This window comes from Ralstonia pickettii (assembly GCF_000607165.1).
GTDB classification, from domain to species: domain Bacteria; phylum Pseudomonadota; class Gammaproteobacteria; order Burkholderiales; family Burkholderiaceae; genus Ralstonia; species Ralstonia holmesii.
The window spans coordinates 413,406-439,540 of sequence record NZ_JFZG01000003.1; the positions used below are offsets into that span (position 1 = coordinate 413,406).

25 protein-coding genes and 1 riboswitch are annotated in these 26,135 nt (G+C 64.4%); of the genes, 7 read left to right on the top strand and 18 right to left on the bottom strand.

All coding sequences use genetic code 11. The annotated features are described in order from the left end of the window. Window positions 1–28: 28 nt before the first annotated feature. The 6 genes from BG83_RS0102575 to xdhA form a co-directional block, all read right to left on the bottom strand. On the bottom strand, window positions 29–601 hold the full coding sequence (locus BG83_RS0102575; RefSeq protein ID WP_024975258.1) for a TMEM165/GDT1 family protein: 573 nt from the start codon (window positions 599–601) through the stop codon (window positions 29–31). An 83-nt stretch (window positions 602–684) separates the two neighbouring features. Next, window positions 685–837: riboswitch (yybP-ykoY riboswitch) on the bottom strand. A 13-nt stretch (window positions 838–850) separates the two neighbouring features. Continuing rightward, window positions 851–2,185, bottom strand: a complete 1,335-nt coding sequence (guaD, locus tag BG83_RS0102580) for a guanine deaminase (RefSeq protein ID WP_024975259.1) — start codon at window positions 2,183–2,185, stop codon at window positions 851–853. A gap of 17 nt (window positions 2,186–2,202) precedes the next feature. Beyond that, on the bottom strand, window positions 2,203–3,240 hold the full coding sequence (locus tag BG83_RS0102585) for an adenosine deaminase (protein WP_024975260.1): 1,038 nt from the start codon (window positions 3,238–3,240) through the stop codon (window positions 2,203–2,205). A 2-nt stretch (window positions 3,241–3,242) separates the two neighbouring features. After that, the gene (xdhC, locus tag BG83_RS0102590) at window positions 3,243–4,277 is read right to left on the bottom strand and encodes a xanthine dehydrogenase accessory protein XdhC (protein ID WP_024975261.1); all 1,035 of its coding nucleotides are present in this window, start codon (window positions 4,275–4,277) and stop codon (window positions 3,243–3,245) included. A 13-nt stretch (window positions 4,278–4,290) separates the two neighbouring features. Continuing rightward, a complete protein-coding gene (xdhB, locus tag BG83_RS0102595; RefSeq protein ID WP_024975262.1) occupies window positions 4,291–6,657 on the bottom strand; it encodes a xanthine dehydrogenase molybdopterin binding subunit in 2,367 nt (788 codons plus the stop codon). Between the two features lie 4 nt (window positions 6,658–6,661). After that, window positions 6,662–8,176 (bottom strand): xanthine dehydrogenase small subunit, encoded by a 1,515-nt coding sequence (xdhA, locus tag BG83_RS0102600; RefSeq protein ID WP_024975263.1) that lies wholly within the window; start codon window positions 8,174–8,176, stop codon window positions 6,662–6,664. Window positions 8,177–8,389: 213 nt separating this feature from the next. On the opposite strand from xdhA, the gene BG83_RS0102605 reads away from it, so the two are divergent. Next, on the top strand, window positions 8,390–9,337 hold the full coding sequence (locus BG83_RS0102605) for a LysR substrate-binding domain-containing protein (protein WP_024975264.1): 948 nt from the start codon (window positions 8,390–8,392) through the stop codon (window positions 9,335–9,337). Between the two features lie 42 nt (window positions 9,338–9,379). On the opposite strand, the gene BG83_RS0102610 is transcribed toward BG83_RS0102605, so the two are convergent. After that, window positions 9,380–10,228 (bottom strand): substrate-binding domain-containing protein, encoded by an 849-nt coding sequence (locus BG83_RS0102610; protein WP_024975265.1) that lies wholly within the window; start codon window positions 10,226–10,228, stop codon window positions 9,380–9,382. A 158-nt stretch (window positions 10,229–10,386) separates the two neighbouring features. Here BG83_RS0102610 and BG83_RS0102615 point away from each other — a divergent pair, with 158 nt between their 5' ends. Genes BG83_RS0102615 through BG83_RS0102630 form a run of 4 tightly spaced genes read left to right on the top strand, consistent with a single transcriptional unit; the run spans window position 10,387 to window position 15,139 of the window. Further along, window positions 10,387–11,487 (top strand): substrate-binding domain-containing protein, encoded by a 1,101-nt coding sequence (locus BG83_RS0102615; RefSeq protein ID WP_024975266.1) that lies wholly within the window; start codon window positions 10,387–10,389, stop codon window positions 11,485–11,487. A gap of 56 nt (window positions 11,488–11,543) precedes the next feature. After that, window positions 11,544–14,078, top strand: coding sequence for an ABC transporter permease (locus BG83_RS0102620; RefSeq protein WP_024975267.1), 2,535 nt, complete (start codon window positions 11,544–11,546; stop codon window positions 14,076–14,078). Window positions 14,079–14,112: 34 nt separating this feature from the next. Then, window positions 14,113–14,517 (top strand): group II truncated hemoglobin, encoded by a 405-nt coding sequence (locus tag BG83_RS0102625; protein ID WP_024975268.1) that lies wholly within the window; start codon window positions 14,113–14,115, stop codon window positions 14,515–14,517. Between the two features lie 43 nt (window positions 14,518–14,560). Next, complete coding sequence (locus BG83_RS0102630) at window positions 14,561–15,139, top strand: DUF924 family protein (RefSeq protein ID WP_024975269.1); 579 nt, start codon at window positions 14,561–14,563, stop codon at window positions 15,137–15,139. 19 nt (window positions 15,140–15,158) lie between these two features. On the opposite strand, the gene BG83_RS0102635 is transcribed toward BG83_RS0102630, so the two are convergent. From BG83_RS0102635 to BG83_RS0102685, 11 genes are all read right to left on the bottom strand, one after another. Continuing rightward, entirely contained in the window at window positions 15,159–15,755 is a 597-nt protein-coding gene (locus BG83_RS0102635) for a LysE family translocator (RefSeq protein WP_024975270.1), read from the bottom strand. 6 nt (window positions 15,756–15,761) lie between these two features. Then, window positions 15,762–16,346 (bottom strand): TIGR00730 family Rossman fold protein, encoded by a 585-nt coding sequence (locus BG83_RS0102640; protein ID WP_024975271.1) that lies wholly within the window; start codon window positions 16,344–16,346, stop codon window positions 15,762–15,764. Continuing rightward, window positions 16,343–17,053: a TetR/AcrR family transcriptional regulator gene (locus BG83_RS0102645; protein ID WP_024975272.1), complete on the bottom strand. Its 711-nt coding sequence runs from the start codon at window positions 17,051–17,053 to the stop codon at window positions 16,343–16,345. The genes BG83_RS0102640 and BG83_RS0102645 overlap by 4 nt, the downstream gene beginning before the upstream one ends. A gap of 135 nt (window positions 17,054–17,188) precedes the next feature. Continuing rightward, window positions 17,189–17,653 carry a diacylglycerol kinase gene (locus BG83_RS0102650; RefSeq protein ID WP_024975273.1) on the bottom strand — a complete coding sequence of 155 codons (465 nt, stop codon included), beginning with the start codon at window positions 17,651–17,653 and terminating at the stop codon, window positions 17,189–17,191. Window positions 17,654–17,665: 12 nt separating this feature from the next. Next, window positions 17,666–18,709 carry a glycosyltransferase family 4 protein gene (locus BG83_RS0102655; protein ID WP_200869021.1) on the bottom strand — a complete coding sequence of 348 codons (1,044 nt, stop codon included), beginning with the start codon at window positions 18,707–18,709 and terminating at the stop codon, window positions 17,666–17,668. Between the two features lie 86 nt (window positions 18,710–18,795). Beyond that, window positions 18,796–19,746 carry a UDP-2,3-diacylglucosamine diphosphatase gene (locus BG83_RS0102660; RefSeq protein WP_024975275.1) on the bottom strand — a complete coding sequence of 317 codons (951 nt, stop codon included), beginning with the start codon at window positions 19,744–19,746 and terminating at the stop codon, window positions 18,796–18,798. A 244-nt stretch (window positions 19,747–19,990) separates the two neighbouring features. Then, complete coding sequence (locus BG83_RS0102665; protein WP_024975276.1) at window positions 19,991–21,007, bottom strand: esterase/lipase family protein; 1,017 nt, start codon at window positions 21,005–21,007, stop codon at window positions 19,991–19,993. A 30-nt stretch (window positions 21,008–21,037) separates the two neighbouring features. Beyond that, window positions 21,038–21,562 (bottom strand): RDD family protein, encoded by a 525-nt coding sequence (locus BG83_RS0102670; protein ID WP_024975277.1) that lies wholly within the window; start codon window positions 21,560–21,562, stop codon window positions 21,038–21,040. A gap of 99 nt (window positions 21,563–21,661) precedes the next feature. Further along, window positions 21,662–22,495, bottom strand: a complete 834-nt coding sequence (locus tag BG83_RS0102675) for a DUF3106 domain-containing protein (protein ID WP_024975278.1) — start codon at window positions 22,493–22,495, stop codon at window positions 21,662–21,664. An 11-nt stretch (window positions 22,496–22,506) separates the two neighbouring features. Then, window positions 22,507–22,947 carry a DUF3619 family protein gene (locus BG83_RS0102680; RefSeq protein ID WP_024975279.1) on the bottom strand — a complete coding sequence of 147 codons (441 nt, stop codon included), beginning with the start codon at window positions 22,945–22,947 and terminating at the stop codon, window positions 22,507–22,509. Beyond that, window positions 22,944–23,510 (bottom strand): RNA polymerase sigma factor, encoded by a 567-nt coding sequence (locus BG83_RS0102685; protein WP_024975280.1) that lies wholly within the window; start codon window positions 23,508–23,510, stop codon window positions 22,944–22,946. Before BG83_RS0102685 ends, BG83_RS0102680 begins: the two co-directional genes overlap by 4 nt. A gap of 359 nt (window positions 23,511–23,869) precedes the next feature. Here BG83_RS0102685 and BG83_RS0102690 point away from each other — a divergent pair, with 359 nt between their 5' ends. Both BG83_RS0102690 and ilvN read left to right on the top strand, forming a co-directional pair. Further along, window positions 23,870–25,627 (top strand): acetolactate synthase 3 catalytic subunit, encoded by a 1,758-nt coding sequence (locus BG83_RS0102690; protein WP_024975281.1) that lies wholly within the window; start codon window positions 23,870–23,872, stop codon window positions 25,625–25,627. Then, window positions 25,627–26,118, top strand: a complete 492-nt coding sequence (gene ilvN, locus BG83_RS0102695; RefSeq protein WP_021195003.1) for an acetolactate synthase small subunit — start codon at window positions 25,627–25,629, stop codon at window positions 26,116–26,118. The genes BG83_RS0102690 and ilvN overlap by 1 nt, the downstream gene beginning before the upstream one ends. Window positions 26,119–26,135 lie beyond the last annotated feature (17 nt).

Here is a 26,135-nt window from a genome sequence, read left to right on the forward strand (position 1 = left end):
GCTGGCGCCAGAGCTCGATCTCTACGACTTACTTCCCAACGCCGAGCAACGCCAGCACTCCCAGCACCAGGAAGATCAGCGCCGCAATCCGATGCACCAGCGTGATCGGCATGCGCGCCGCAAACTTGTTGCCCATCAGCACAGCCGGTACGTTGGCCAGCATCATGCCGAATGTCGTGCCCGCGACCACCCACACGATGTCGTGAAAGCGCGCGGCCAGGGCCACCGTGGCGATCTGCGTCTTGTCGCCCATTTCGGCAAAGAAGAACGCGACGATGGTCGTGCCGAAGATGCCCAGGCCACGCTGCGTGTCGCTGGGCGCTTCTTCTTCGTCCAGCTTGTCGGGAATCAGCATCCAGCCCGCCATGGCGATGAAGCCCACACCGAGGATCCAGCGCAGCACGTTTTCGCCCAGTACGTGCGTAATCCAACCGCCGACCGCGCCGGCAAAGGCATGGTTGACGAGCGTGGAGACGAAGATACCGAGGATGATCGGGACCGGCTTGCGGAAACGCGCAGCCAGCAAGATCGACAGCAATTGCGTCTTGTCGCCGATTTCAGCGAGCGCGACGATGCCGGTGGAGACGAGAAAGGCTTCCATGTTGTTGTGGTGTCCGGGCCGTGTGCGAACCAATGACGCGCCACTGCCGGCCCTGTCCGCAGTGGGTTGTCATCGGTCTCGCCAGGCGCGTCACCGGGTGCCGGGGTGGCACCCTGAGTGCGGCTGACCACGCCATAACCGTCTGCCTGAGTCTTGGCGATCCTGGCGACGGTCAAGTCTGTTGACGTGGCCCCCGGGGTATCGACCCCGGGCGGCTACTCCCCAATGGAAGCGAGGATTATAAGTGCATCAGGCGTTGGCGCCAACTGCGAATTTGGCGGGCTCGCCTTGGATGTAAGTGGCGGATACAGCACGGTCCTCACCCAGCAGCGCCAACGAAAACAGCAGCTCTTCCAGCGTTTCCGAGCGCGCATTGCGGCGTGCCAGCAGCGGCGTGGCCGCCGGGTCCAGGACGATGAAGTCGGCTTCCGCGCCCGGCACGAAGCTGCCGACGCGGTCTTCCCAGCCCAACGCTTCGGCGGCGCCGCGCGTGGCCAGGTAGAACATGCGCAGCGCAGTCAGGTGATAGCCGCCCATGCGCGCGACCTTGTGCGCCGTGCCCATCGTGCGCAGCATTGAGAACGAGCTGCCCCCGCCAACGTCAGTGGCCAGCGTCAGTGCCAGGCGGTGCGCGTCGTTCTTGTGGAAGTTGTACAGGCCGCTGCCCAGGAACAGGTTGGACGTGGGGCAGTGCGCCACGGCCGCGCCGGATTCGGCCATGCGCTGGCGGTCGCCGTCGTCCAGCCAGATGGCGTGTCCGTAAAAGGCGCCTTTGCGCAGCAGGCCGTAGCGGTCGTAGACGTCCAGGTAGCTGCGTGCGTTCGGGAACAGGTCAGCCACCCATTTCACTTCGTCGGGGTTTTCTGCGACGTGGGTCTGGATGAAGACGTCTTTGTATTGCTTGGCGAGTTCTGCGCAGGCTTGCAACTGCGCTTCGCTCGACGTGGGCGCAAAGCGCGGTGTGATGGCGTAGGCCAGACGATCCTTGCCGTGCCAGCGGGAGATCAGGTCAGCCGTGTCACGCGCGCCGGATTCAGCCGTGTCGCGCAGGTATTCCGGGCAGTTGCGGTCCATCATCACCTTGCCGGTGATCATCCGCATGCCGCGTTGTTGAGCTTGCGTGAACAGCGTCTCGGCCGAGCTGCGATGCACGGTGCTCCACACCATCGCGCTGGTCGTGCCGTTGCGCAGTAGTTCGTCGAGGAAGAACGAAGCGACGCCGGCGGCGTACTCCTCGCTTTCGAAGCGGCGCTCTTCCGGGAAGGTGTACGTCTCCAGCCAGTGCAGCAGGCCCGGGGACGGCGACGCGATGATGTCCGTCTGCGGGAAGTGGATGTGCGTATCGATGAAGCCGGGCACGATCAGCTTGCCGCTGTAGTCGTGCAGTTGCGTGCCGGCGGGCAGGTTCTCGCGCAGTGCGGCGTAGTCGCCGGCCTGCACGACCTTGCCGCCCGCGACCACGAGCAGGCCGTCTTCCCAGTACTCATAAGCATCGCGCTCGCGATACTGCGGGTCGTGCAGGAAATGCAGCACGCGGCCGCGGTAAGCGTGAACGTTGTTGGAAGGCGGGGGCATCGTGGTCATCGTCGTCTCGTGGATTTTTAGTGTGTGGCTTTCCAGTGGTCGTCGACCTTGGCAAGCCACAGGGCTTTGTCCTGTTCGGGCAGGAAGGACGCCTCGAAGCTGTTGCGTGCGAGCGTGTGCGCATCGGCCGCAGACAGGTCGAGGGCGTTGAAGGTGGCGAGCCAGTTGGTGTTCATGTAGCCGCCAAAGTAGGCCGGATCATCGGAATGCAGCGTCACTGCGCAGCCCGCGGCCAGCAGTTGTTTGAGCGAGTGGTCGCGCAGGTCTGGATAGACCTTCAGTTTTTCGTTCGACAATGGGCAGACCGTCAGCGCGATACGTTCGGCGGCGAGGCGCTTGATGAGTGCGGCATCGTCGATGGCGCGTACGCCGTGGTCGATGCGCTCCACCTTCAGGATGTCCAGCGCATCGGTCACGTACTGTGCGGGGCCTTCCTCACCTGCGTGGGCCACCAGGTGCAGGCCGAGTTCCTTGCAGCGTGCGAACACGCGCACGAACTTCTCCGGTGGGTTGCCGCGCTCGGACGAATCCAGCCCCACGCCGATGATGCGGTTGGTCGGGTCCTGGATATAGGGCAGTGCCGCTTCGAGCGTGTCGAATGCGTCTGCCTCGCTCAGATGGCGCAGGAAGCAGAGGATCAGCGCGCTGGAAAAACCATGCTCGCGCTCGGCGTCGTCCAGAGCGCGGACGATGCCGTGAATGACCACATGCATGGGCACGTTGCGCGCGGTATGCGTCTGTGGGTCGAAGAAGATTTCGGCGTGGTGGACGTTGTCGGCAAGCGCGCGCGCGACATAAGCGGCCGTCATGTCGTAGAAATCCTGCTCGGTGAGCAGCACGCTGGCGCCCGCGTAATACAGGTCGAGAAACGATTGCAGATCGTCGAAGGCGTAGGCGGCACGTACTTCTTCCACCGACGCATACGGCAGCTTCACGCCGTTGCGCTCGGCCAGCGCGAACATCAGTTCGGGCTCGAGCGAGCCTTCGATGTGGATGTGCAGTTCGGCTTTCGGGCTGGTGGCGATGCGCTCTGCAAGGGCGGGGGAGATCGGCATGGTCAGGCGGATGTGGGGGTGCGGTAAGGAACCGCCGCGCCGCTGCTGGCACTGGTGAGCGCATGCTGTTGCAGCTCTCGCACCTGCAGAAGTTGCGCGACGACGGATACCGCAATGATATCCGGCGCCTTGTCCACGATGCCCGCCACGCCAATCGGGCACACCATTTCTGGCAGGCGTGCCGGGTCTACGCCGTGCTCGACCATGCGGTGCTCGAAGCGCGCGCGCTTGGTCTTGGAACCGATCAGGCCGAAGTAGGCAAAGTCCGTGCGGCGCATGATGCGTTCGCACAGCGCGAGGTCCAACGCATGGTTGTGCGTCATGACCAGGAAGTAGCTGCCGGCGGGCGCGTGATCGATCACGGCTTCCGGCGTATCGGTGGATTCGATGACGACGTTCGACGGCACTTCCGTGGGGAAGGGGAACATCGCATCGCGCTCATCCACCCACGTGACGCGGCAGGGCAGATGCGCCAGCGCGCGCACGATGGCGTGGCCGACATGGCCCGCGCCGCACAGCACGATCGACATGTCGGGCGGCAGGACGGTTTGCGTGAAGCCGCTGGCGTCCAGTTGCACGCCGGCCGCGGCGGCGTCGCCTACGTTTGCTTCAACCGCCACCGCAGGATCAGCGCAGACGAAGCGGCGCAGGCTGCGTCGTTGGCGCATGGCGTCGTCGGCCAGGGCGATCCATTCCACATCACGCGTGTCGAGTCGTTCAAGCGACAGCCGCACCACGCCGCCGCAGCATTGGCCAAGCGCAGGCCCAAGTGGAATGCGTACGAACTGGCGGCGAGCTTCGCCGGTGGCTTCCGGCGCGTCCATCATCGCCTGGGCGATTTCCATCGCACGCCATTCCAGATGCCCGCCACCGATAGTGCCGAAGAAGCCGTCGGCGCCCACCAGCATGAGCGTGCCTGGCTCGCGCGGGGCAGAGCCTTGCACGTCCGTCACCGTGACCAGCACGCACGGCTGCTCCGCTTGCACGGTGGCGAGCACGTCGGCGAAACGGAAGGGGCGCAGTTGCGTGTGGTCCATGGGGGCTCCCAACTCAGGCCGACAGCGGGGCGCTGCGGATAGCGTCCACAGCCTTGAGGATTTCCTCGCTGGTGGCGGGTGCATTCAGCGGTAGGCTCGTACGGCCATCGCCCACGGCAGCCACCGCATCGCGAATGGCGAAGAACACCGAGAACGGCAGCAGCAGCGGCGGCTCACCCAGCGCCTTGGAGCGGTGGATGCTGTCTTCCACGTTGGCGTTGTTGAACAGGTGCACGCGGAAGTCCGTCGGGCAGTCGTTGACCGTCGGGATCTTGTAGGTGGACGGCGCGTGCGTCATCAGCTTGCCGTTTTTGTTCCACCACAGCTCTTCGGTCGTCAGCCAACCCATGCCCTGAATGAACGCGCCTTCCACCTGGCCGATGTCGATGGCCGGATTGATCGATCGGCCGGCGTCGTGCAGCACGTCGGCGCGCAGCAGGCGCCATTCGCCGGTGAGCGTGTCAACCACTACTTCCGAGACTGCCGCGCCATAGGCGTAGTAGTAGAACGGACGGCCCTTGAGCTTGGCTTGATCCCAGTGCAGCTTGGGTGTGGCGTAGAACCCGTCGGACCACAATTGCACGCGGGCAACATAGGCCTTGCCGATCAGTTCATCGAATGGCACGCGGCGTGCACCGATTTCCAGATGGTCGCCCACGATCGCCACCGTCTCGACGGGCACTTCGTAGTGCTCGGCGGCAAACGCGATCAGGCGCTGGCGGATCTGGCGTGCGGCGTCTTGCGCAGCCTTGCCGTTCAGGTCGCTGCCGGTTGATGCAGCCGTGGCGGATGTGTTGGCGACCTTGCTGGTGTCCGTGGCCGTCACGCGGATGCGCGTGAACGACACGCCCAGTTCGTGCGCCACGACCTGCGCGACCTTGGTGTTCAGGCCCTGGCCCATTTCGGTGCCGCCGTGGTTCACCAGGATCGAGCCGTCGTTGTAGACGTGCACAAGCGCCCCGGCCTGGTTGAAGTGCTTCACGTTGAACGAGATGCCGAACTTCACCGGCGTCAACGCCAGACCGCGCTTGAGCACCGGGCTGGTCGCATTGAACGCGCGAATCGCTTCGCGGCGGGCGCGGTAGTCGGAGGTGGCCTCCAGCTCGTCGAGCAGTTCGTGGATGACGTTGTCTTCCACGGTCTGGCCGTACGGCGTGACGTTGTTCTTGTCCTTGCCGTACAGATTGGCGCGGCGCACATCGAGCGGGTCCTTGCCGACCGACCGCGCGATGTTGTCCATGATGTACTCGATGGCAAACGCGCCCTGCGGGCCGCCGAAGCCGCGGAAGGCAGTGTTCGACTGCGTGTTGGTGCGTGCGCAGAAACCGTCGATCTCTACCTCGGGCAGCCAGTAGGCGTTGTCGAAGTGGCAGATGGCGCGCGTCATCACGGGGCCCGACAGGTCGGCCGAAAAACCGGCGCGCGACGTCATGTCCACCTTGACGCCCTGGATGCGGCCGTCGTCGTCGTAGCCGGCTTCATAGGCGAAGCGGAAGTCGTGCCGCTTGCCGGTGATCATCATGTCGTCGTCGCGGTCCGGACGCAGCTTGACCGGGCAGGCAAGTTTCCATGCTGCCAGCGACGCACAGCAGGCGAACAGGCCCGACTGCGATTCCTTCCCGCCGAAACCGCCGCCCATGCGGCGGCATTCGACCAGCACCTGGTTGGCGTGCCAGCCCAGCATGTGCGACACCATGTGCTGCATCTCGGTCGGGTGCTGTGTCGAGCACCACACGTGCATGCCGTTGTCTTCCTTCGGCACCGCGTACGAAATCTGGCTTTCGAGGTAGAACTGCTCCTGGCCGCCCAGCGACATCTTGCCGGTTTCAGAGCGGGGTGCAGTGGCGATGCGCTCAGCCGGTTCGCCGCGCTTGAGGTGCATCGGGGGCAGCACGGATTTGCCGGCCGCACGCGCCTCTTCCGGGGTCAGCAGCGGGGGCAGAACTTCGTATTCGATATTGCCCAGACGCGCCGCGCGGCGCGCAGCATCGTGCGATGTGGCCACCACGATGAACATCGGCTGGCCGATGAAGTGCACCGTGTCGGTGGCGAGGATCGGGTCGTCGTGGATGATCGGGCCGCAATCGTTCGTGCCGGGAATGTCGGCCGACGTGAACACCGCCACCACGCCGGGCGCGGCCTTCACGCGGTCCAGATCCATGTTGACGATGCGCGCATGCGCCTGCGTGCTCATGCCGAGCGCCGCGTGCAGCGTGCCGGCCAGTTCGGGAATGTCGTCGGTGTACGTGGCGGTGCCCGCAACATGCAGGTGTGCGGATTCGTGCGGGCGAGAAATGCCCACCACAGCGCCGCGCTGGCCAGACATGGCCGCAGCAATATCGGCTTCCGCCAGCAGGAAGGCTTCGGTTTGCTTGTTCATGTTCTTACGCTGCCGTGAGGGTATTCAATTCGACCGCGCGCACATTGATCTGTTCGGGTGCGAGTGGCGTATCGGTGCGGGTTTCCAGCCAGAAGCGGTACACCGTGTTGGCGGCCGATACGCGGCGATAGTTGTCGGTGGCGCGCATGTCGGTCAGCGGGGTGTAGTCGCGCGACATGGCTGCCATGGCAGCACGCACGGTCGCTTCATTCCAGGGCTGGCCGACGATGGCGTTTTCCGTCTCCGTCGCGCGCTTGGACGTTGCCGCCATGCCGCCGTAGGCGATGCGTGCGCTGCGCACGATGTCATCGTCCAGTTCGATGGCCAGCGCTGCGCACACGGCAGAAATGTCTTCGTCAAAGCGCTTGGACAGTTTGTACGTGCGAAAGCGCAGAGCATCGCGGCCCTCACGCGCGGGGATGCGCAGGCCAGCCACGAATTCCCCTTCTTCCATCGCGTTCTTCTGATAGGCGAGGTAGAGGTCTTCGAGTGGCAATTCGCGGCGGACTTCGCCACGTTGCAGCACGACGCGCGTGCCGATGGCGATAAGCGCAGGCGCGGAGTCACCAATCGGCGAGCCGTTTGCGACGTTGCCGCCCAGCGTGCCGGCATTGCGGATCGGCAGCGAGGCAAAGCGCTTCCACAGCTCGGTCGTCTCAGGGTAGTCCGCCGCCAGGAATTCGTAGGCTTTTTCCAGCGAGACAGCAGCGCCGATCTCGATCCAGCCGTCGCGCTTTTCCAGTGCGTACAGGTCGGCCACTTGGCCGATGTACAGGATGTCGCCCAGGTCGCGGAACTGCTTGGTGACCCACAGGCCGACGTCGGTGCTGCCGGCCAGGATGCGGATGTTCGGATGCGCGGCCTTGATGGCGGCAAAGGCCGATGCGGTGCGCGGTGCGTAGAAGCGCGGTGCGTTCTCGGTGCCGACGGGCGCATAGCCGAAGGTGTCCTTGCGTTGCAGCTTGCGCAGCGTTTCGGCCAGTTGCGTGCGGTCGATGCCGGCAGGGGAGGGCAGCTCGAACATGCGTTCGCCGGCGTCGATGATCGGACGGTAGCCAGTGCAGCGGCAGAGGTTGCCGGTGAGCGAATCGCAGATGGTCTGGCGCGAGGGAATTGGAGCCTGATTGCCGGTGTTCTCGTACAGGGCGTAGAGCGACATGACGAAGCCTGGCGTGCAGAAGCCGCACTGCGACCCATGGCACTCCACCATGGCCTCTTGCACCGGGTGCAGCGTGCCATCCTTGCCACGCACGTCTTCCACGGTGAACAGCGCCTTGCCGTCGAGCGTGGGCAGGAACTGGATGCACGCGTTGACGGCCTTCAGGCCGACGCTGCCGTCTTCTTGCAGTTCACCGAGCACGACGGTACAAGCACCGCAATCGCCCTCGGCGCACCCTTCCTTGGTGCCGGTGCAGTGTGCGTCTTCACGCAGGTATTGAAGCACCGTCCGGGTGATCGGGGCGTCCGTGACGGTGCGGACCTGGCCGCGGTGGAAGAAGCGGATGGGCTGAGTCTCCATGGGGGTTCTACGCCTGTTTGTGTGTGTAACGGAACCATAGCACCGGGCCAGGAATGCAATATTTGGCCCATGTGATAACCCGCATCGGAAAGCCAAAATCCGGGGTATACCCGCCGGTAGCGGTCTGGCGGCGCGGCGTGCAGGTGACATACACTGACAGCGTCCCCAAGCACTTCTTTTAGAAGGGTCGGCGCAGCCGTTACCCGCCTCCAGATGCACGGCAAAGATCACCTCGATACCTACCTCCTGCGCGTTCTCTACACGCTGCTCACCGAGCAGAGCGTGACGCGTACGGCGGTCAAGCTCGGCCAGTCGCAGCCGGCCATCAGCAATACGCTCAAGCGCCTGCGCGAGATCACCGGCGACGCCATCCTGGTGCGCGGCAAGAACGGCATGGTGCCGACCGAGCGCGGCCACGATTTGCTGGCGCTCGCGCAGCAGAGCCTGGAGGCGATGGAGCGCATCGCCCGCCCGTCGCAGGAATTCGACCCCGGCAACACCACCCGCACGTTTCACCTCGGTGCGCCGGATTACCTCGATGCCTTTTTCCTGCCCAACATCGTCGAGCGTCTGCGCAAGCAGGCACCGCAGGCCAAGTTGGTGGTGCATCCGCTCAATGCCGGCGTCGATTACCTTGCTGCGCTGGAGCAGGGCGGCATGGACCTCGTGATCGGCAACTGGCTCTCGCCGCCGGAACATCTGCACATTTCGCCGTTGTTCGACGATGAAGTCGTCTGCATGTTGGGGGCGCAGCACCCGCTGGCGCGCAAGGGGATCTCGCTCAAGCACTACGTGGAAATGCCGCATCTGGCGCCCGCGCCGTACGCCGTCATGCAGCGCAGCATGATCGATCAAGCACTTGCGGAGCAGGGGCTGAAGCGGCAGATCCAAGTGTCGCTGCCATATTTCGGGCTGGTGCCGTATGTGCTGATGCGCACCGATCTGGTCTTCACCACTGGCCGCCAGTTCGCTGCGCACTGCGCCCAGTATTTGCCGATCCGCATCCTGCCGACGCCCATGGCGTTCCCGAAGATGCGCTTCTACCAGCTCTGGCATGAACGCAGCCATGCCGCGCCCGATGTGATGTGGCTGCGCCGCATGATCGGCGAGGTGGCGGCAGAGTTGCCGCAGCATTCGCAGTTGGAATCGGCGGTGGCCTGAAGCTGCACCGCCGCCGCTCAGCCATGCCGCCGCGCGGGGGGGCTACTTTCCGCTTGCGACGGCCTTCCCGTAGTCCGGGAAAAACACCTGTTCCCCGTTGACCTTGAAACCGGCGATCACTTGCTGACCCTCCGGTGACGTGATCCATTCGATCAGCCTGGTCGCATCAGCGTAGTTGACGCTGGGGTATTTCTTCGGGTTGACCGCGATGATGCCGTAGGGATTGAACATGCGCGGGTCTCCGGCCAGCACGATGTCGAGACCCGTCTTGGCGCGGTAGGCGCCGTAGGTTGCGCGGTCCGAGAGCGTGTAGGCGTTCATCTGCGCGGCCATGTTCAGCACTTCGCCCATTCCGAGCCCCGCGCTGACGTACCACGGCCTGCCTTTCGGGTCGATGTTGGCCGTCTTCCAGTAAGCCTTTTCCATGACGTCGGTGCCGGAGTTGTCACCGCGCGAGATGAACTTGGTGCCGGCTTTTTCGCCCGCCGCGGCGACGGTCTCCATCCCCTGGATGACGTTCTTCTGGCCACGCACGTGAGCCGGGTCTGCCTCGGGGCCGACGAGGATGAAGTCGTTGTACATCACGTCGCGGCGGTCGATGCCGCCGCCTGAGGCGACGAAGGCGTCTTCCAGTTGGCGGGCGTGCACGAGCACCACATCCACGTCCCCCGATTCACCCAGCTTGACTGCCTTGCCGGTGCCAACGGCAATCACGTGCACATGGATGCCAGTGGCCGCCTCGAACTTGGGTAACAGGACTTTCAGCAGACCGGAATTTTCAGTGCTGGTGGTGGTGGCCATGCGGAGATCGCCAGCATATGCGGCCGTGGCGAGCGCGAGTGTCATGCAGATGACTGCAGACAGCCGAAGGGTTTGGAACAATCCGGGCATGTTGTGGGGTCAGCGGGAAGGCGTGGACGCTTTATGTCGGATGCTGCATGATGACAGCAACGTCGGGGGCGGTCAGCGGCCACGATATGCCCGCCCCGGGGATGAGCAGGATTGTTCTCCCGGGCCACGGCGGAAGTAAATAGGAAACCATAAACATAATGACATTCCAGTTCGAAGTATTTCCGGTGGTGGGGCCGGACGACAACCCGCGCGCCAACGGCAAAGTGTTTCAGTTGCTGCGGGCGGTGCGCGAGACGGGGTCGCTGCACCGGGCGGCCAAACAGGTGGGGCTGTCGTACCGGCACGCCTGGGGGGTGATGCGGTCGTGGGAAGAAATGCTCGGCCGCTCGCTGCTCGACATGGAGCGCGGCCGGGGGGCTTCGCTCACGCTCTTTGGCGAGCGCATGTTGCGCGCCGAGATGCGCTTGCGTGAGCAACTCGATCCGGCGCTGCACCAAGCCATGGGGCAGTTCCTCTCCGAGCTGGAAGATGCCTCCCAGTCGCAGGCGCGCATCCGTTTCTCGGGCAGTCATGATCCGGCCGTGGAAGTGCTGGCCGAGACGTTCGCGCGGCAAAGCCACGGTGCCCACATCGATACCGTGTTCTGCAGTGCTGTTGAAGGGCTGATCTGCCTGCAGGAAAAGCAATGCGAGGTGGCCGGCTTCTATGTGGCACCGCAGCAGGGTGCTGGCTCGATCGCGCACCAGACCTTGCGTAAGTGGCTGCGCCCGACGGCCGTACGCCTGATCGCCCTGGCCGATCGCGAGCAGGGGCTGATGATGTCGGCGGAATGGGCCGGGCGGGTGCAGTCATTGGGCGACCTGGCGCGTACGCAGGCCCGCTTCATCAACCGCCAGCGCAGTTCGGGCACGCGTTTGCTGTTCGATCAACTGCTGGTGGCTGCGGGTCTGTATCCCGACCAGATCCACGGGTATGACGAGCAGGAATTCTCCAGCGACAAGATCGCCGTGGCCGTGCAGGAAGGGCGAGCGGACGTCGGCTTCGGCCTGCGCCCGGGCGCCGAAGCCCATGGCCTGCACTTTGTGCCGCTGACGCGCGAAACGTATTACCTGGCGGTGCGCCGCAATGACGCGCTGTCGCCCTGGGTGCGCGAGCTGATCGAGCGCATTGGCCAGCCAGCCTTTCGCGAAGGGCTGGGCCACCTCGCAGGCTACCGACCGACCGAGCACGTTTCGCTGCTGACCGCAGAGCAGGCGCTGCCCTGGCACGCTGACGAGGCCCGCGCGCTGGCCCGCTGAAGTCGTGCGAACATGGCGGGGTTTGCGCGATCGAGCGCCCCGTCCATGTTCTGCCCATGTCACGTTTCTCCGTCTGGACCCAAGCCCTGCGCATGCTGCGCCGCGACTGGCGCGCCGGCGAACTGAACCTCCTGCTCGTCGCGCTGGTGCTGGCCGTGGCCGCGCTGGCGTCCGTCAGTTTCCTGGCCGACCGCATGCATGCCGGCTTGGAGCGCGATGCGCGTCAACTGATCGGCGCGGATGTGCTTGTCGTGTCCGACCAGCCGTTGCCACCCGACATCGAGGCGCATGCGCGTGCGAGCGGCCTGCAGGTCACGCACACCGCCACCTTCCCCAGCATGGCGAGCACGTTGGCCAAGGGCGCCTCAGGCGAACCCGCTTCGCAACTCGCCGCCATCAAGGCCGTCGACATGGGTTACCCGCTGCGCGGCACCCTCAAGGCGAGCGATGACGGGCGCGACACCGTGGGCGCGCCAATCCGGGGCATTCCTGCCGCAGGCACGGTGTGGGTGGACGCACCGCTGCTCGAAGCGCTCGGCATTCGCGTGGGCGATGCGATCCGCCTGGGCACGCGCACGTTCAAGATCGCTCACGTCATCACCCAGGAACTCGATCGCGGCGCGGGCTTCATGAATTTCGCCCCCCGGGTGATGTTGCCGATGTCGGATCTGGGTTCGACGGGCCTCGTCACTTACGGCAGCCGGGTGACGTATCGCTTGCTGGTGGCGGGCCCCGATGCCGCTGCCAGTGCGTTCCACACCTGGGCCGAGAACGAAACGAAGACGCGCCAACTGCGTGGCGTGCGCGTTGAGTCGTTGCAGAACGGCCAACCGCAGATGCGCGAAACGCTGGACCGCGCCGAGCGCTTCCTCTCGCTCGTTGCCTTGCTGGCCGCGATGATTGCCGCAGTGGCGATCACCATGGCCGCGCGCCGATACACCGCGCGGCATACCGATGCGGTGGCGGTCATCAAGTGCCTGGGGCTCAAGCAGGGGCAGATTCTCGGCACGTTCGCGCTGGAGTTTTTGTTGATCGGCGTGCTGGGTTCGGCCGTGGGCGTGGCGCTGGGTTATGGCGCGCACTGGTTGTTGCTTGCGTCGCTCGGTGATCTGGTCACGGTGACATTGCCCGCGCCATCTGTCTGGCCTGCGGTAGTGGGCGTGGCGGCGGGGCTGGTGCTGCTCATTGGCTTTGCCGTGCCGCCGTTGCTGAGCCTCGTGCGCGTGGCGCCGCTGCGCGTACTGCGGCGCGATGTGGCTGAGCGCGCCGTTGCTGCGTGGATTGGCTATGCGCTGGGCGCGGCGGCATTCTTCGCGTTGCTCGTGGTATCTGCGCGCGACGTGAAGCTCGGTGCGCTGACGGCCGCCGGGTTTGCCGGCGCCATCGTTGTGTTTGCGCTCCTGGCCGCCGGTGGCTTGCGCGCGCTGGCGGTATCGCTGGGGCGTGGTCGTGCGCTCAGCGTGGGTTGGCGCTTTGCACTGGCCGTACTGGAGCGCCGTCGCGGCGTGAGCGTGCTGCAAACCGTATCGCTTGCCGTCGGCCTGATGGCGCTGCTGTTGCTCGCCATGACGCGCAATGACCTGATCCGCTCGTGGCACAACGCCACCCCGGCCGATGCGCCCAACCGTTTCATCATCAATATCCAGCCCGATCAGATGCGGGCAGTGGCGCAGGCCCTTGCCCAAGCTGACGTAGCGGACCCAAAGCTCTACCCGATGGTGCGCGGACGCCTAACCCAGGTGAATGGCCAGGTGATCGACCGCCAGACCTATGCCGAATCGCGCGCCCGCAACCTGGTCGAACGCGAATTCAACCTGTCGTACGCTACCGAGCGGCCGCCTGAAAATCGCATTGTTTCCGGCCAATGGTTCAGCGGGCAGAAGCCCGAGGCCTCGGTGGAAGAGGGCATTGCCAAGACGCTCAACCTGCGCCTGGGCGACGTGCTGCGTTTCGACGTCGCCGGGCAGACGGTGGATGCGCCCATCACGTCATTGCGCAAGCTCGACTGGAGTTCGATGCGCGTAAATTTCTTCGTGATCTTGCCGCCCGTGGCGCTGCACGACATGCCGCAGACGTACGTGACCGCGTTCCGCATTCCCGCCGGGCAGGCCGATCTGCCGGCCAAGCTCGTGCGTGAGTTTCCGAACCTCACGGTGGTCGATACCGAACTGATCTTGCAGCAGGTGCAGGGCGTGCTGGATCAGGTAACGGCGGCGGTGGAATTCCTCTTCGTCTTTACGTTGGCGGCGGGTGTGCTGGTGCTCTATGCCGCGCTCTCCGGCTCGCGTGACGAGCGCTTGCGCGATGCCGGCGTGCTGCGCGCGCTGGGCGCGGGCTCCGCTGTGGTACGCCAGACGCAGTATGCAGAAGTGCTGATCGTTGGCGGCTTGGCCGGGCTGATGGCCGGCGTGGGCGCAATCGCCATCGGCTGGGTGCTCTCGGCGCACGTGTTCGATTTTCCGTATCGTTTCAACCCGGCGATCCTGCCGGTGGGCGTTGTGAGCGGCATGGCCTGTGCCTTTGTTGGCGGCTGGCTGGGCTTGCGCGACGTGCTGCGTCGCCCGGCCATGGCAACGCTTCGTGACGCATGACGACGCCTAAATTTTTTGACGTGACTGACGCTGTATGACTGACGCAACTTCCGGCCAGGAAACCCTGGCTTTTGACCTGATTGGCGGCGAAGCGCGCGTGCGCGAACTCGTTGATCGCTTCTACGACCTGATGGATCTGGAGCCCGAGTTTGCCGTGCTGCGCGCACTGCATCCGCAAAGCCTGGATGGATCGCGCGACAAGCTGTTCTGGTTCCTGTGCGGTTGGCTGGGCGGCCCGAATCATTTCATCGAGCGCTTTGGCCACCCGCGCTTGCGCGCGCGCCATCTGCCGTTCGAGATCGGCACGCAGGAGCGTGATCAATGGATGCGCTGCATGGCACTCGCCATGCAAGATATCGGCTTGGACGAAGCCCTGCAGATGCGCCTGATGCAGGCGTTCTGGCAGACCGCCGATTGGATGCGGAACGTGCAGCGCTAAGGTGCCGCGCTATAGCGCACCTTGCAAAAAAAAGGAGACCCCGATGATCGGTTTGCCCACCGCCGATGACGTGCTCGCGTTTTGGTTCGGCAACGCGCCGCTGATCGACGCACGGCCGGAATGGTTCACCAAATCCGACGCGTTCGATACCGAGATCCGCGCGCGCTTCATGCCGCTGTGGGAAGCGCTTTCTACGGGCGACGCCGACACCTGGATGGATACGCCGCTCGAAGCCATCGCGCGCATCGTTGTGCTCGACCAGTTCTCGCGCAACATGTTTCGCGGCAGTGCGCGCGCGTTTGCCAGCGACGCGGCTGCGTTGCACACCGCACAGATCGTCGTGGCCGCGGGCTGGGATGCGCGACTGCCGACGCGCCATCACCGCATGTTCTGTTACCTGCCTTTCGAGCATAGCGAGGCACTGTCTGCGCAGGACGAATCGATTCGCCTCTACACGCGCCTGCGCGATCAGGAAGGCGATGCGGACTCGCTCATCTGGGCGGAGAAGCACCGCGAGATCGTGGCGCGCTTCGGGCGTTTCCCCCATCGCAACGAAGCCCTCGGGCGCGTTTCCACACCCGAGGAAGTTGCGTTTCTGACCCAGCCAGGATCGTCGTTTTAGGCCAACGGCGCCTTCCTGCTCAACGGCTCAACACCGAATACATCAGTGTTCCCGAGAAGGTGAGCAGTACGAGCGCTGCACCGCGCAACAGTTTGGGCGTGTGAGACGCCCACGTGCGCCGTGTCGTGAGCAGCATGCCCAAATACGACCAGCCGATAGCAATGGGCACCAGCACGACCAGGAACGTGGCGATGGTCCGCCCAAAATCGGCTGCGGACTGGAATGCTGCGAGCGGGAAGAGCGTGCTTGCAAACAGCAGCGCCTTCGGGTTCATCAACGTGGTGGCGAACATGTCGCGCAAGCTGACAGGATTCGCCGCAACGTGCTGCAGTGCACCGCTTTGTCGCCAGATCTTTGCGGCCAAGTAGAGGATGTACGCGGAACTCAGCAGTTTGACGACGGCTGGCAGCCACGGCTGACTGACCGACAGCGCGGTCAGAAAGAATCCCCACAGCGAGATTGAAGTGACATAGCCCAGCGCCTCTACGGCAATGAGCGGGCTCGTCCGCCGCACGCCCACTTTGAGGCCGGACGAGAGCAGCAGCATGTTCGTCGGCCCCGGCATGATCAGCACCAGGGACGCGTACAGCGCCATCGTAAGCAACGAATCTTGCATGTCGCCCTACGTGCGCTCGCGACGCTCCGACCACTTGTCGACGGTCTCGCGGGGCGCACGCGCCAGCATGTCGATCAACGCGGCGGGGTCGTCGCTCACGTGCAGCAGGTCAGCGTGGTGGCGCTTGAGGAAGCCTTCCTGCACAGCATGGTCGATGAAGGCGAGCAGTTTGTCGTAGAAGCCCGCTACGTTCAGCAGGCCGATCGGCTTGTTGTGATAGCCGAGCTGCAGCCACGTAAATGTTTCGAATAGCTCTTCGTACGTGCCGACGCCGCCGGGCATGGCGATGAAGGCATCCGCACGATCGGCCATCATCTGCTTGCGCTGGTGCATGCTGTCGACGATGTGCAGCTCGGTCAGGTCTTTATGGCCGACCTCCTTGCGCACCAGCGATTTCGGGATGATGCCGATCACCGGGGTGCCGCCTTGCAGCACCGCGTCGGCCACCACGCCCATCAGGCCGACGTTACCGCCGCCATAGACGAGCGTGAGGTCACGCTTGACCATCTCGCTGCCCAGCGCGATGGCATTGGCTTTGTATTCCGGGCGCTCGCCGGGGCTGGAACCGCAATAAACGCAGATCGATTTCATTGGGCGGGAGTTTTGTTGCCGGAGGTGCTGATGGGCGGATCATTGCTGCGGCTCACCGCCAGCAAATCGAACGCCCGCCGCGGCTTGCCGCGCAGGTAAGGCGCGAGGATCGACAGGATGTGGTAGCTCGCGCCGTGCAGGTGATCGCGGATTGCGTTCTGGTCGTTGTACTGGCGTGGGTGCTGCACGAACTGGAACGACAGCCAGTAGGTGGCGATCACGACGATGTTGGTGCAGATGACATCGATTTGCTCGGCCGTGGCTTCCATCTCGCCGTCTTCGATGAACTGGTGGCAGATGTCCATGGCGAAGTGGCGCTTCTGCTCGACGATGCGCTTGAAGTTCAGTTCAAGCATGCGATTGCGTGCGAGCAGATCGTTGATGTCGCGGTACAGGAAGCGGTAGTTCCAAAGAAACTCCGACATGTACTGCAGGTAGCCCCAGGTCTCGTCGAGTGTGGCCTTGTGGTCATCCGGCAGCTTCAGACGGCGCGCGATCTCCTGCTCGAACTGCACGAAGATCGAGTTGATGATGTCGTCCTTGTTGCGGAAGTGGTAGTACAGGTTGCCCGGGCTGATCTCCAGCTCTTCGGCGATCGTCGTGGTGGTGACGTTGGGCTCGCCCAGGTCGTTGAACAGGCGCAGCGACACTTCGAGGATGCGATCGCGCGTGCGGCGCGGGCCGGTGGAATGCTGCTTGGTTTCCATTGACTGCCAAGGCCGGTGGCCCTGTCTCCGTGGCGTATTGGTGCCCGGATTATAAGAGATCGTGCTTGTGCAACGACCCCTACATGCTGTGGGGCCGACATTGCCAAACGTTGTCGCCGGTTTTCGCTGGTGTTCCTAATGCAACAGCGAGGCCACCCATGGCCAGGCGATCGCCAACCACGTCCCCATGCACAGCAGCAGGGCCAGCATGACGGCTGCGCTGCCGAAATCCTTGGCACGCTTGGAAAGCCCGTGCTGTTCCAACGAGATACGGTCGACCGCCGCTTCCACGCTCGAATTGAGCAGCTCGACGATGAGCACCAGCACCAGCGTACCGAGCATCAGAATGCGCTCGACCACCGTGGCTGGGATGACGAACGCGCAGGGCAGCAGGATTGCGCACAGCGTCAATTCCTGGCGGAACGCGCTTTCCTCGTCGATGGCGAAGCGGATGCCGCTGATGGAGTTCTTGAGCGCAAACCATGCCCGCGTGATGCCGCGATTGCCCTTATGCGGGTTGTCGGCCGGCGAATAGGCGCCGGCCGCTGGTGGTGCAGGTGGATTTTCCAGACGCCGGTCCGGCGGGGTGGTGGGCTTCATGGAACGCAAGGCTCAGGCACCCGCGGCGGTGGACGGCTCGGCGGCCTTGGTGTTGCCGGCCGGTGCGGCGGGCATCGGGCGCAGGTGCGCGAGGAATTGCTCCGAGGCCGCGTGCCACGAGAACTTCTCGGCATGCGCACGCGCCGTGGCACGGTCGATACGCAGCGCTTCCAGGCATGCTTCGCGCAAGTCTTCGCGCAACGCACCGGCCGGTGAATCGCCAAGCACGTCGATCGGCCCCGTCACCGGATACGCGGCAACCGGCAGGCCGCTGGCCAGTGCCTCCAGCAGTACCAGGCCGAACGTGTCGGTGCGGCTCGGGAAGACGAACACGTCGGCCGAGGCGTACACCTTGGCCAGCTCCGGTTGCTTGAGTACGCCGAGGTAGCTCGCGTTCGGGTACTTCGCCTTCAGCCCGGCCAGGGCGGGGCCTTCACCCACCACCCATTTGGAGCCCGGCAGATCCAGCTCCAGGAAGGCTTCGACGTTCTTCTCCACGGCCACACGGCCGACGTACAGGAAGATCGGATGGGCCGTATTAAGCACGTTGCTGCGCTGGGCGGTGAAGATGTCCAGATCCACGCCGCGCGTCCACAGCACGCCATTGGTGATGCCGTAGTCGGCAAGGTCTTTCAGCACTACGGGTGTCGGTGCCATCACCGCCTGGGCAGGGCTGTGGAACCAGCGCAGAAAGCGATACGTCCACGCCAGCGGAATGCCGAAGCGCGCCTGCACGTACTCCGGAAAACGGGTGTGGTACGCGGTCGTGTAGGGCAGCTTGTGGCGCAGCGCGTAGGCGCGTGCGGCGAGGCCCAGCGGGCCTTCGGTGGCAATGTGTAGCGCCTGCGGGGCGAACTTCTCGATGCGCTCGCGCACGCGCTTGGCCGGCAGGATCGACAGGCGGATTTCCGGATACGTCGGGCACGGCACCGTCTTGAATTCCAGCGGCGTGATCATGTCGACGATGTGCCCCATGGCTTCCAGTTCGCGACGCGTCTGGGTGAGGGTACGGACGACGCCGTTGACCTGCGGTTCCCAGGCATCGGTGACGATCATGACTTTCACGGGCTCTCCTTGGGGGGTAGGTTGGGCTGCGGCGTGCTGCACGAGGTCGATGCTGGTGTTGGTCATAGGGGCTTCCATTAGGCGGCGGCCGCAGCGGCACGGCGTGCGCGGCGGGATGTGCGCGGCGCATCGAGCAGATGCGTCCAGTAGACGATCTGCAGTTCGCCTTCCATGGTTTCGACCAGGGCAGAAAGGCTCTCCACCCAGTCGCCGTCGTTGCAGTAAAGCTGGCCGTCGATCTCGCGGATCTCGGCTTTGTGGATATGCCCGCAGACCACGCCGTCGCAGCCGCGGCGGCGCGCTTCGTCCGTCATCACGCGCTCGAACGAATTGATGAAGTTGACTGCGTTCTTGACCTGATGCTTCAGGTATTGCGACAAAGACCAGTACGGAAACCCAAGCCGCACGCGGATGCGGTTGAAGTGCCGGTTCATCGCCAGGATGAAGGTGTAGAGCGAGTCGCCCACGTAGGCCAGCCAGCGGGCGTGCTGCATCACGCCGTCAAACAGGTCGCCGTGCACAACCCACAGGCGCTTGCCCGTGGCGGTCACGTGCACTGCATCTTCAGCGACTTCGATATCGCCAAAGTTCAGGCCGTGGAACTGACGCGCCATCTCGTCGTGGTTGCCCGGGATGAACACCACACGAGTACCTTTGCGCGCGCGGCGCAGCACCTTCTGCACCACATCGTTGTGTGCCTGCGGCCAGTACCAGCCCTTGCGCAGTTGCCAGCCGTCAACGATGTCCCCCACCAGGTACAGCGTGTCCGATTCGTGGTGCTTCAGAAAGTCGAGCAGGTAATCGGCCTGGCAGCCCGGCGTGCCGAGGTGGATGTCCGACAGCCAGATCGTGCGGTAGCGCTGGATTTTTTCGGCAGGCGGGTCAGTGTCTGTGTCAGCCGAGTGCTCTGGCGCCAACGCGGAAGTTGGCGTGGCGGCCGGTGCTTCGTGCTCGCGTACATCGCCACGGCCCGCTGGCACAGCCGAGCCCAGCGCGCCGGCAGCGGCAAGTCCTGCAGCCATTTGCATCAGAGGCGGTGGAGCATTCCAGTCGGAACCGGTGAGGGGAGCAGCGCGAAAGCGTTGCGCGAGGCGGCGGAGGAAACCAGGGCGCGATGGCAGATTTGGCAGGACCATGTCGGCAACAGAGGCTGCGTTGGACGGATTTCGCCATCGCTGCATGAAAGAGCCGTGTCAGAAACATGACCGTCACATGACGTGTTTGCCGAGAAGGGGGTGGGCTTGCGCCCGAGACCTGCGCCGGGCGCGCGTTTCAGGCCGATGAGATCGCGGAGAGGCCTTCAATGCGGGTGAGTTCCGTCAGCACAGCGTCGCGCACGCGAGCGTCGCATAGCAGCGACACATGGCCGATGCCCCCAAACGGGATGTGCCGCGCGCCTTCCAGCCAGGACGCACCGGCCGGGCCGACGATGGAGTCGTGCCACGAAAAAATCGACGTGATGCGTGCGCGCACGTCAGGCGTTTCGGACGCTGCAAGCTGGCGCAGCCAAGGACTCGCCCAAGCCATCTGGCGCACGTTGTGGCCGCGCCCCGTACGCGCCATCGCGGTGCCCCGATGCGGCGTGCCGAGCGTGATGACGTGGGCGATGGGGCAGGGCTCCGATTGGCGCAGCAGCGCTCGGGCGGCGAGCCCGCCCATGCTGTGGCAGAGCAGGACGGGCGCACGGCCATGCATGCGCGTCAGGCGCGCGACGGCGGTGGCAATGTCGCGGGCGTAGTCGTCGATGTCGCCCAGCAGCGGCATGAGATCGATGGCATCCGTGGGGTGCCCGGCGGCAGCCACGTATTGCTGCATTGGCAACCACACCGCGTGATTGCAGCCGTAGCCGTGGATCATCAGCACAGGCACGCGGTTGCCATCGCCCGCCGGCGCTTGGAACGCAGCGTGCGCCCGGAACGGTTGCAGCACATTGAACATCCACGCTACGGATACACATTCGCGCAGCCAACACCCCATGAAGCCGGCGACGCCGATACGATGCGTACGCGGCACGGGCATGCGGTCCCACACGGGGTCGTCCGGTATCGCGGTGCCCAGGCTCTTCAGGGACACCAGGAACGCCCATCCGACCGAAAGGAGATAACCCAGCACCAGCGCCGCGCCAGCGAGCAGGCTTGCAGTCGGCCAACTCCATCCGCCCCAGTAATGCGCCGCCCAGCCAACCGCCAGCGTTGCCGCACACTGCAGCGCCACGGCAATGCGGCGCGCAGTGGCCGCGGTCAGGAAGGCGAGGGGAACAGGCGAGGTGGGCAGATCGGCGCGCGTCATGGTGGAGGTCGCCGCCGAGCGTGAAACCGATCAGTCGCGCACCAGCCGCGTGCCGGCCAGGCGATCGTGCAGGAACTGGCGCTGCGGATCGAGCCACGCCAGCGCGCCCCAAGCCAGCAGGCACGCCAGAGCGACACCCGCGCCGGCCCAGCGGGACGCTCCGCTCAGGTGGATCACGCCGACTGCCGCGGCCACCCATATCCACGCCAGCAGATAGCGCGCAACTGCGCGCCCCAGCGAAATACGCGATCCATCGGCGTTGACCACGCGCATGCGCCACGTCTGCATCGCCAGCGTCTGGCCGCGCTTGCGCCAGAACCAAACGAAGTACAGACCGAGCGCCAAAAAGCCCCACACCTGCAGCCCCACATCGCCGGTGCGCGCCAGGGGCGGCACGATCAGGCGCAGGAGCAGAAAGACAGCCGTGGCGCCAAACATCACGCCAAACAGCAGCAGGCCCTCGTAGAGCATCGCGGCAAGACGGCGGCGCAGCGTGGGCGCGGCAAGCGGATCAGGTGCCGCAACGGGTGGAGATGAGGAAACGGAGGTGGCCATCGAACAGAGTGTGAGCGCCGTCAGCGCAGTCCATCATGTGCCGGCGCGCTGGGTGTCGTGCGGCACGTGGTTCGGATTATGCCAAAGGGTTTGCCGGCCTCAGCCGCCCAGCACCGTGGAGGGTGGCGGATTGCCGGATTCTCCACCGGTGGTGGTGGACGGTGCAACAGGGTGTACAGGCGTGAGCGGCGCGCTTGCAGGTGCCGTAGCGGCAGGTTCGGGCGCAGGGGCTGCAACCGGCGCGGATGCCGTGGCTGTCGGCTTGCTCGTCGGCGCCGACTTAGTCGTACCTGGCTTGGTGCGCGCACCGTGATGGATCGATTTGGCCGCGTCCTTCGCCAACCTTGCGCCGCCCGGCAGCGCCGTCACTGCTGTCGGATGCTTTTGCGCCTTGGCCGCGGCAGCCAGCGCTTTCTTCTGCTCTTCCGTCAGTTGCTGGTAGCTCTGCCAGGCCTCGCTCTTCTTCTGCACCGGGAGCGACTTGGTGGTCTGGAAATTCTCCCGAGCGCGGTGGCGTTGCTCCGGCGTGAGCTTGACCCAATCCGCCATGCGCGTTTGCAGGCGCTGCTGCTGAGCCGGCGTGTATTTCGGATATGCCCGGGCGATCTGCAACCACTTTTGGCGGGCCAGTTCTGGCAGGCCGTTCCATTCGGGCGCCAGCGGCGCGAAGATGCGCTGCTGCACGATGGTCAACTCGGCCCAGTTCGGGTGGACGGCGGGTAGCGGATTGGTTGCGGGCGGTGTCGGCAGATCAACCGGCGCGTTGACTGTCACGCCCGGCGCCGCTGTAGGCGCCGAAGCGGCCGGAACCTGCGCGATCGCCAGTCCCGCCATCAGGCCGGCAGCGCCGATCAACGCGACGATGCTGGCGCGTAGGCACAGGGTCTTTGCGCCTCGCGGTGATTGGCCGGGGGTGTGTTGGAAGTTGCTCATCGATCAGCCTTTCACTGATCGTGCTTGAGGTACTGATGGAAGCCTTGATCGGCGTAAGCGGCCAGCGGCAGATCATCGAGCAGCATCGCGGCATCGACCTCCGCGAGCTCGTCCACGCGTTGCTGCTGTTGCCACTGATAAATGCCTGCGAGGCCCGCCACCAGAGCGATGGTCGGCCACAGCAGGCCGAGGCGACGCAGGACTGCGGCGGCGCGTTGCAGCGGCGACGGCGCTTCGCCTTCCGTCTCGAAAGACACGGAGCCGACGCCCGGCATCGCCAAGGCGGGCGAGCGCACTGTGCCGGGCACTTCCGCTTTCTTGTGCGCAAGCGCTGTCCGGCGCGCCGCTGCGAGGCGGTCGCGTACGTCGGGCGGCAACTGTCCGGCCGACTCATTCAGAGCGGTTCGGACGGCATGCACAAAACGGCGTTCTCGGAGTTCTACCTTGTTCATAGTCGGATCCCTCGCGCCCGCAGCGCTTGGGCCAGGGCGTGTGTTGCCCGCGAGCAGTGCGTCTTTACACTGCCCTCGGAACAGCCCATTGCCTGGGCTGTCTCGGCAACATCCATGTCCTCCCAATAACGCATCAGGAAGGCCTCCCGTTGACGTGTGGGCAGCTTCTCGATTTCGCGTTCCAGGATTTCCAGCATCTGCGAGCGCTCGAATTTGTCGGCGCTGCTTTCCGCCGCTGTGGTGCCGGCTTCGCTTTCGATCAGTTCAAGCGGGTCGGTGTCGTCGCCCTCAGCGTCCGTGCGGAAGCTGGAGAACAGGCTCACCCAGGTGTTGCGCACCTTGGAGCGGCGAAACCAGTCGTGAATCGTGTTCTGCAGAATGCGCTGGAACAGCAGGGGTAGCTCGGCGCTCGGCTTGTCGCCGTATTTCTCGGCCAGCTTGATCATGGCGTCCTGCACGATATCAAGCGCGGCATCGTCGTCGCGCACCGCGAAGACCGCCTGCTTGAAGGCGCGTTTCTCGACGCTTGAGAGAAAGGCCGACAGTTCCTGTTCAGAGGCCATACAACGGCGGGTGCGAATCCTGTGAGGCAGCCACGCGAAAATTCACATTCACAGGATGTGATGATCACGCCGCGCGGCGTCAACGGCCTTGGCCGTGAAAAATGTTGCGATGCTAGCAAAAATGCGGCTCCGCGGACAGTCCAACGGTCGGGCGGGCCGCCAGGAGTGGGGAATCGCGCCGACGCTGGACCGCCATGCGGCATTGCAGTATTATTCCCGGTTCACAACATCTGTGGTTTGTCTCATCTGGCCGCCCATCAGGCGGACCATCCATGCAGACGCGCACCGCTCAAATCCGCGCCACAAGCCCGGTAGAGAGCATCCAAACAATTTTTTGCCGAAAATTGCAAAGGACTGACATGAATATGCCAAGCGCGGAATTTTCCCACGCCAATAGCGGTTCATCTGCCGACATGATGGGGGCTGACATCCTCGTCAATGCGCTCGCGGCAGAGGGCGTCGAGTTCGTCTGGGGTTACCCCGGCGGCGCGGTGCTCTATATCTACGACGCGTTCTACAAGCAAAACAAGATCGAACACATCCTGGTGCGCCATGAACAGGCGGCAGTCCATGCGGCTGACGGCTATGCGCGCGCCACGGGCAAGGTCGGTGTCGCCCTCGTGACTTCCGGCCCGGGCGTGACCAATGCCGTGACCGGCATCGCCACCGCTTACCTGGATTCGATCCCGATGGTGATCATCACCGGCAACGTGCCGACGCACGCCATCGGACAGGACGCCTTCCAGGAATGCGACACCGTCGGCATCACCCGGCCGATCGTCAAGCACAACTTCCTGGTCAAGGACGTGCGCAACCTCGCTTCGACCATTAAGAAGGCGTTCTTCATCGCCTCGACCGGCCGTCCGGGCCCGGTGGTGGTGGACATCCCGAAGGATGTTTCGCGCGAGATGTGCAAGTACGAGTATCCGAAGACGATCGAGATGCGCTCGTACAACCCCGTCAACAAGGGGCACTCCGGCCAGATCCGTAAGGCGGTGAGCCTGCTGCTGCAGGCCGAGCGTCCGTACATCTACTCCGGTGGCGGCGTGGTGCTTGCCGAGGCCAGCGAAGAGCTGCGCCAACTGGCTGCGCTGACGGGTTACCCGGTCACGAATACGCTGATGGGCCTGGGCGCATTCCCGGGCACGAGCAAGCAGTTCGTGGGCATGCTGGGCATGCATGGCACGTACGAAGCCAACATGGCGATGCAGAACTGCGACGTGCTGATCGCCATCGGTGCGCGCTTTGATGACCGCGTGATCGGAAGCCCGGCGCACTTCACGTCGCAGCCGCGCAAGATCATCCACATCGACATCGATCCGTCGTCCATCTCCAAACGGGTGAAGGTCGACATCCCCATCGTCGGCAACGTCAAGGACGTGCTGCAGGAGATGATTGCCCAGATCCAGTCCGGCGAAGCCAAGCCGAACAAGACGGCGTTGGCCAAGTGGTGGGAACAGATCGAACAGTGGCGCAGCGTCGATTGCCTGAAGTACGACCGCAATTCCGAGATCATCAAGCCGCAGTACGTGGTCGAGAAGATTTGGGAACTGACCAACGGCGACGCTTTCGTCTGCTCCGACGTCGGTCAGCACCAGATGTGGGCCGCGCAGTTCTACAAGTTCAACGAGCCGCGCCGCTGGATCAATTCCGGTGGCCTGGGCACGATGGGTGTGGGCCTGCCGTACGCCATGGGCATCAAGAAGGCGTTCCCGGACAAGGAAGTCGTCACCATTACCGGTGAGGGCTCGATCCAGATGTGCATCCAGGAGTTGTCGACCTGCCTGCAGTACAACACCCCGGTGAAGATCTGCTCGCTCAACAATGGCTACCTGGGCATGGTGCGCCAGTGGCAGGAAATCGAGTATGACAACCGTTACTCGCATTCCTACATGCAGGCGCTGCCCGACTTCGTAAAGCTGGCCGAATCGTATGGTCACGTGGGCATGCGCATCGAAAAGACCGCTGACGTCGAGCCCGCGCTGCGCGAAGCTTTCCGACTGAAGGATCGCACCGTGTTCCTCGACTTCCAGACCGACCCGACCGAAAACGTCTGGCCGATGGTCCAGGCAGGCAAGGGCATTTCCGAAATGCTGCTCGGCGCGGAGGACCTGTAATGCGTCACATCATTTCCGTCCTGCTGGAAAACGAAGCCGGCGCACTGTCGCGTGTGGTGGGGCTGTTCTCGGCGCGCGGCTACAACATCGAGACGCTGACGGTCGCTCCGACCGAGGACGCGTCGCTGTCGCGGATGACGATCGTTACGACCGGTTCGGACGACATCATCGAGCAGATCACCAAGCACCTGAACCGCCTGGTGGAAGTCGTCAAGGTCGTCGACCTGACCGAAGGTGCGCACATCGAGCGCGAGCTGATGCTCGTGAAGGTGCGTGCGGTCGGCAAGGAGCGCGAGGAGATGAAGCGTACGGCGGATATCTTCCGCGGCCGCGTCATCGACGTGACCGAGAAGACCTACACGATCGAGCTGACCGGCAACGGCAGCAAGCTCGACGCGTTTCTCGATGCCATCGATCGCACTGCGATTCTTGAGACCGTCCGTACGGGCGGCTCGGGCATCGGCCGCGGCGAGCGCATTCTGAAGGTTTGAACCGGCGCGTGCGTGCT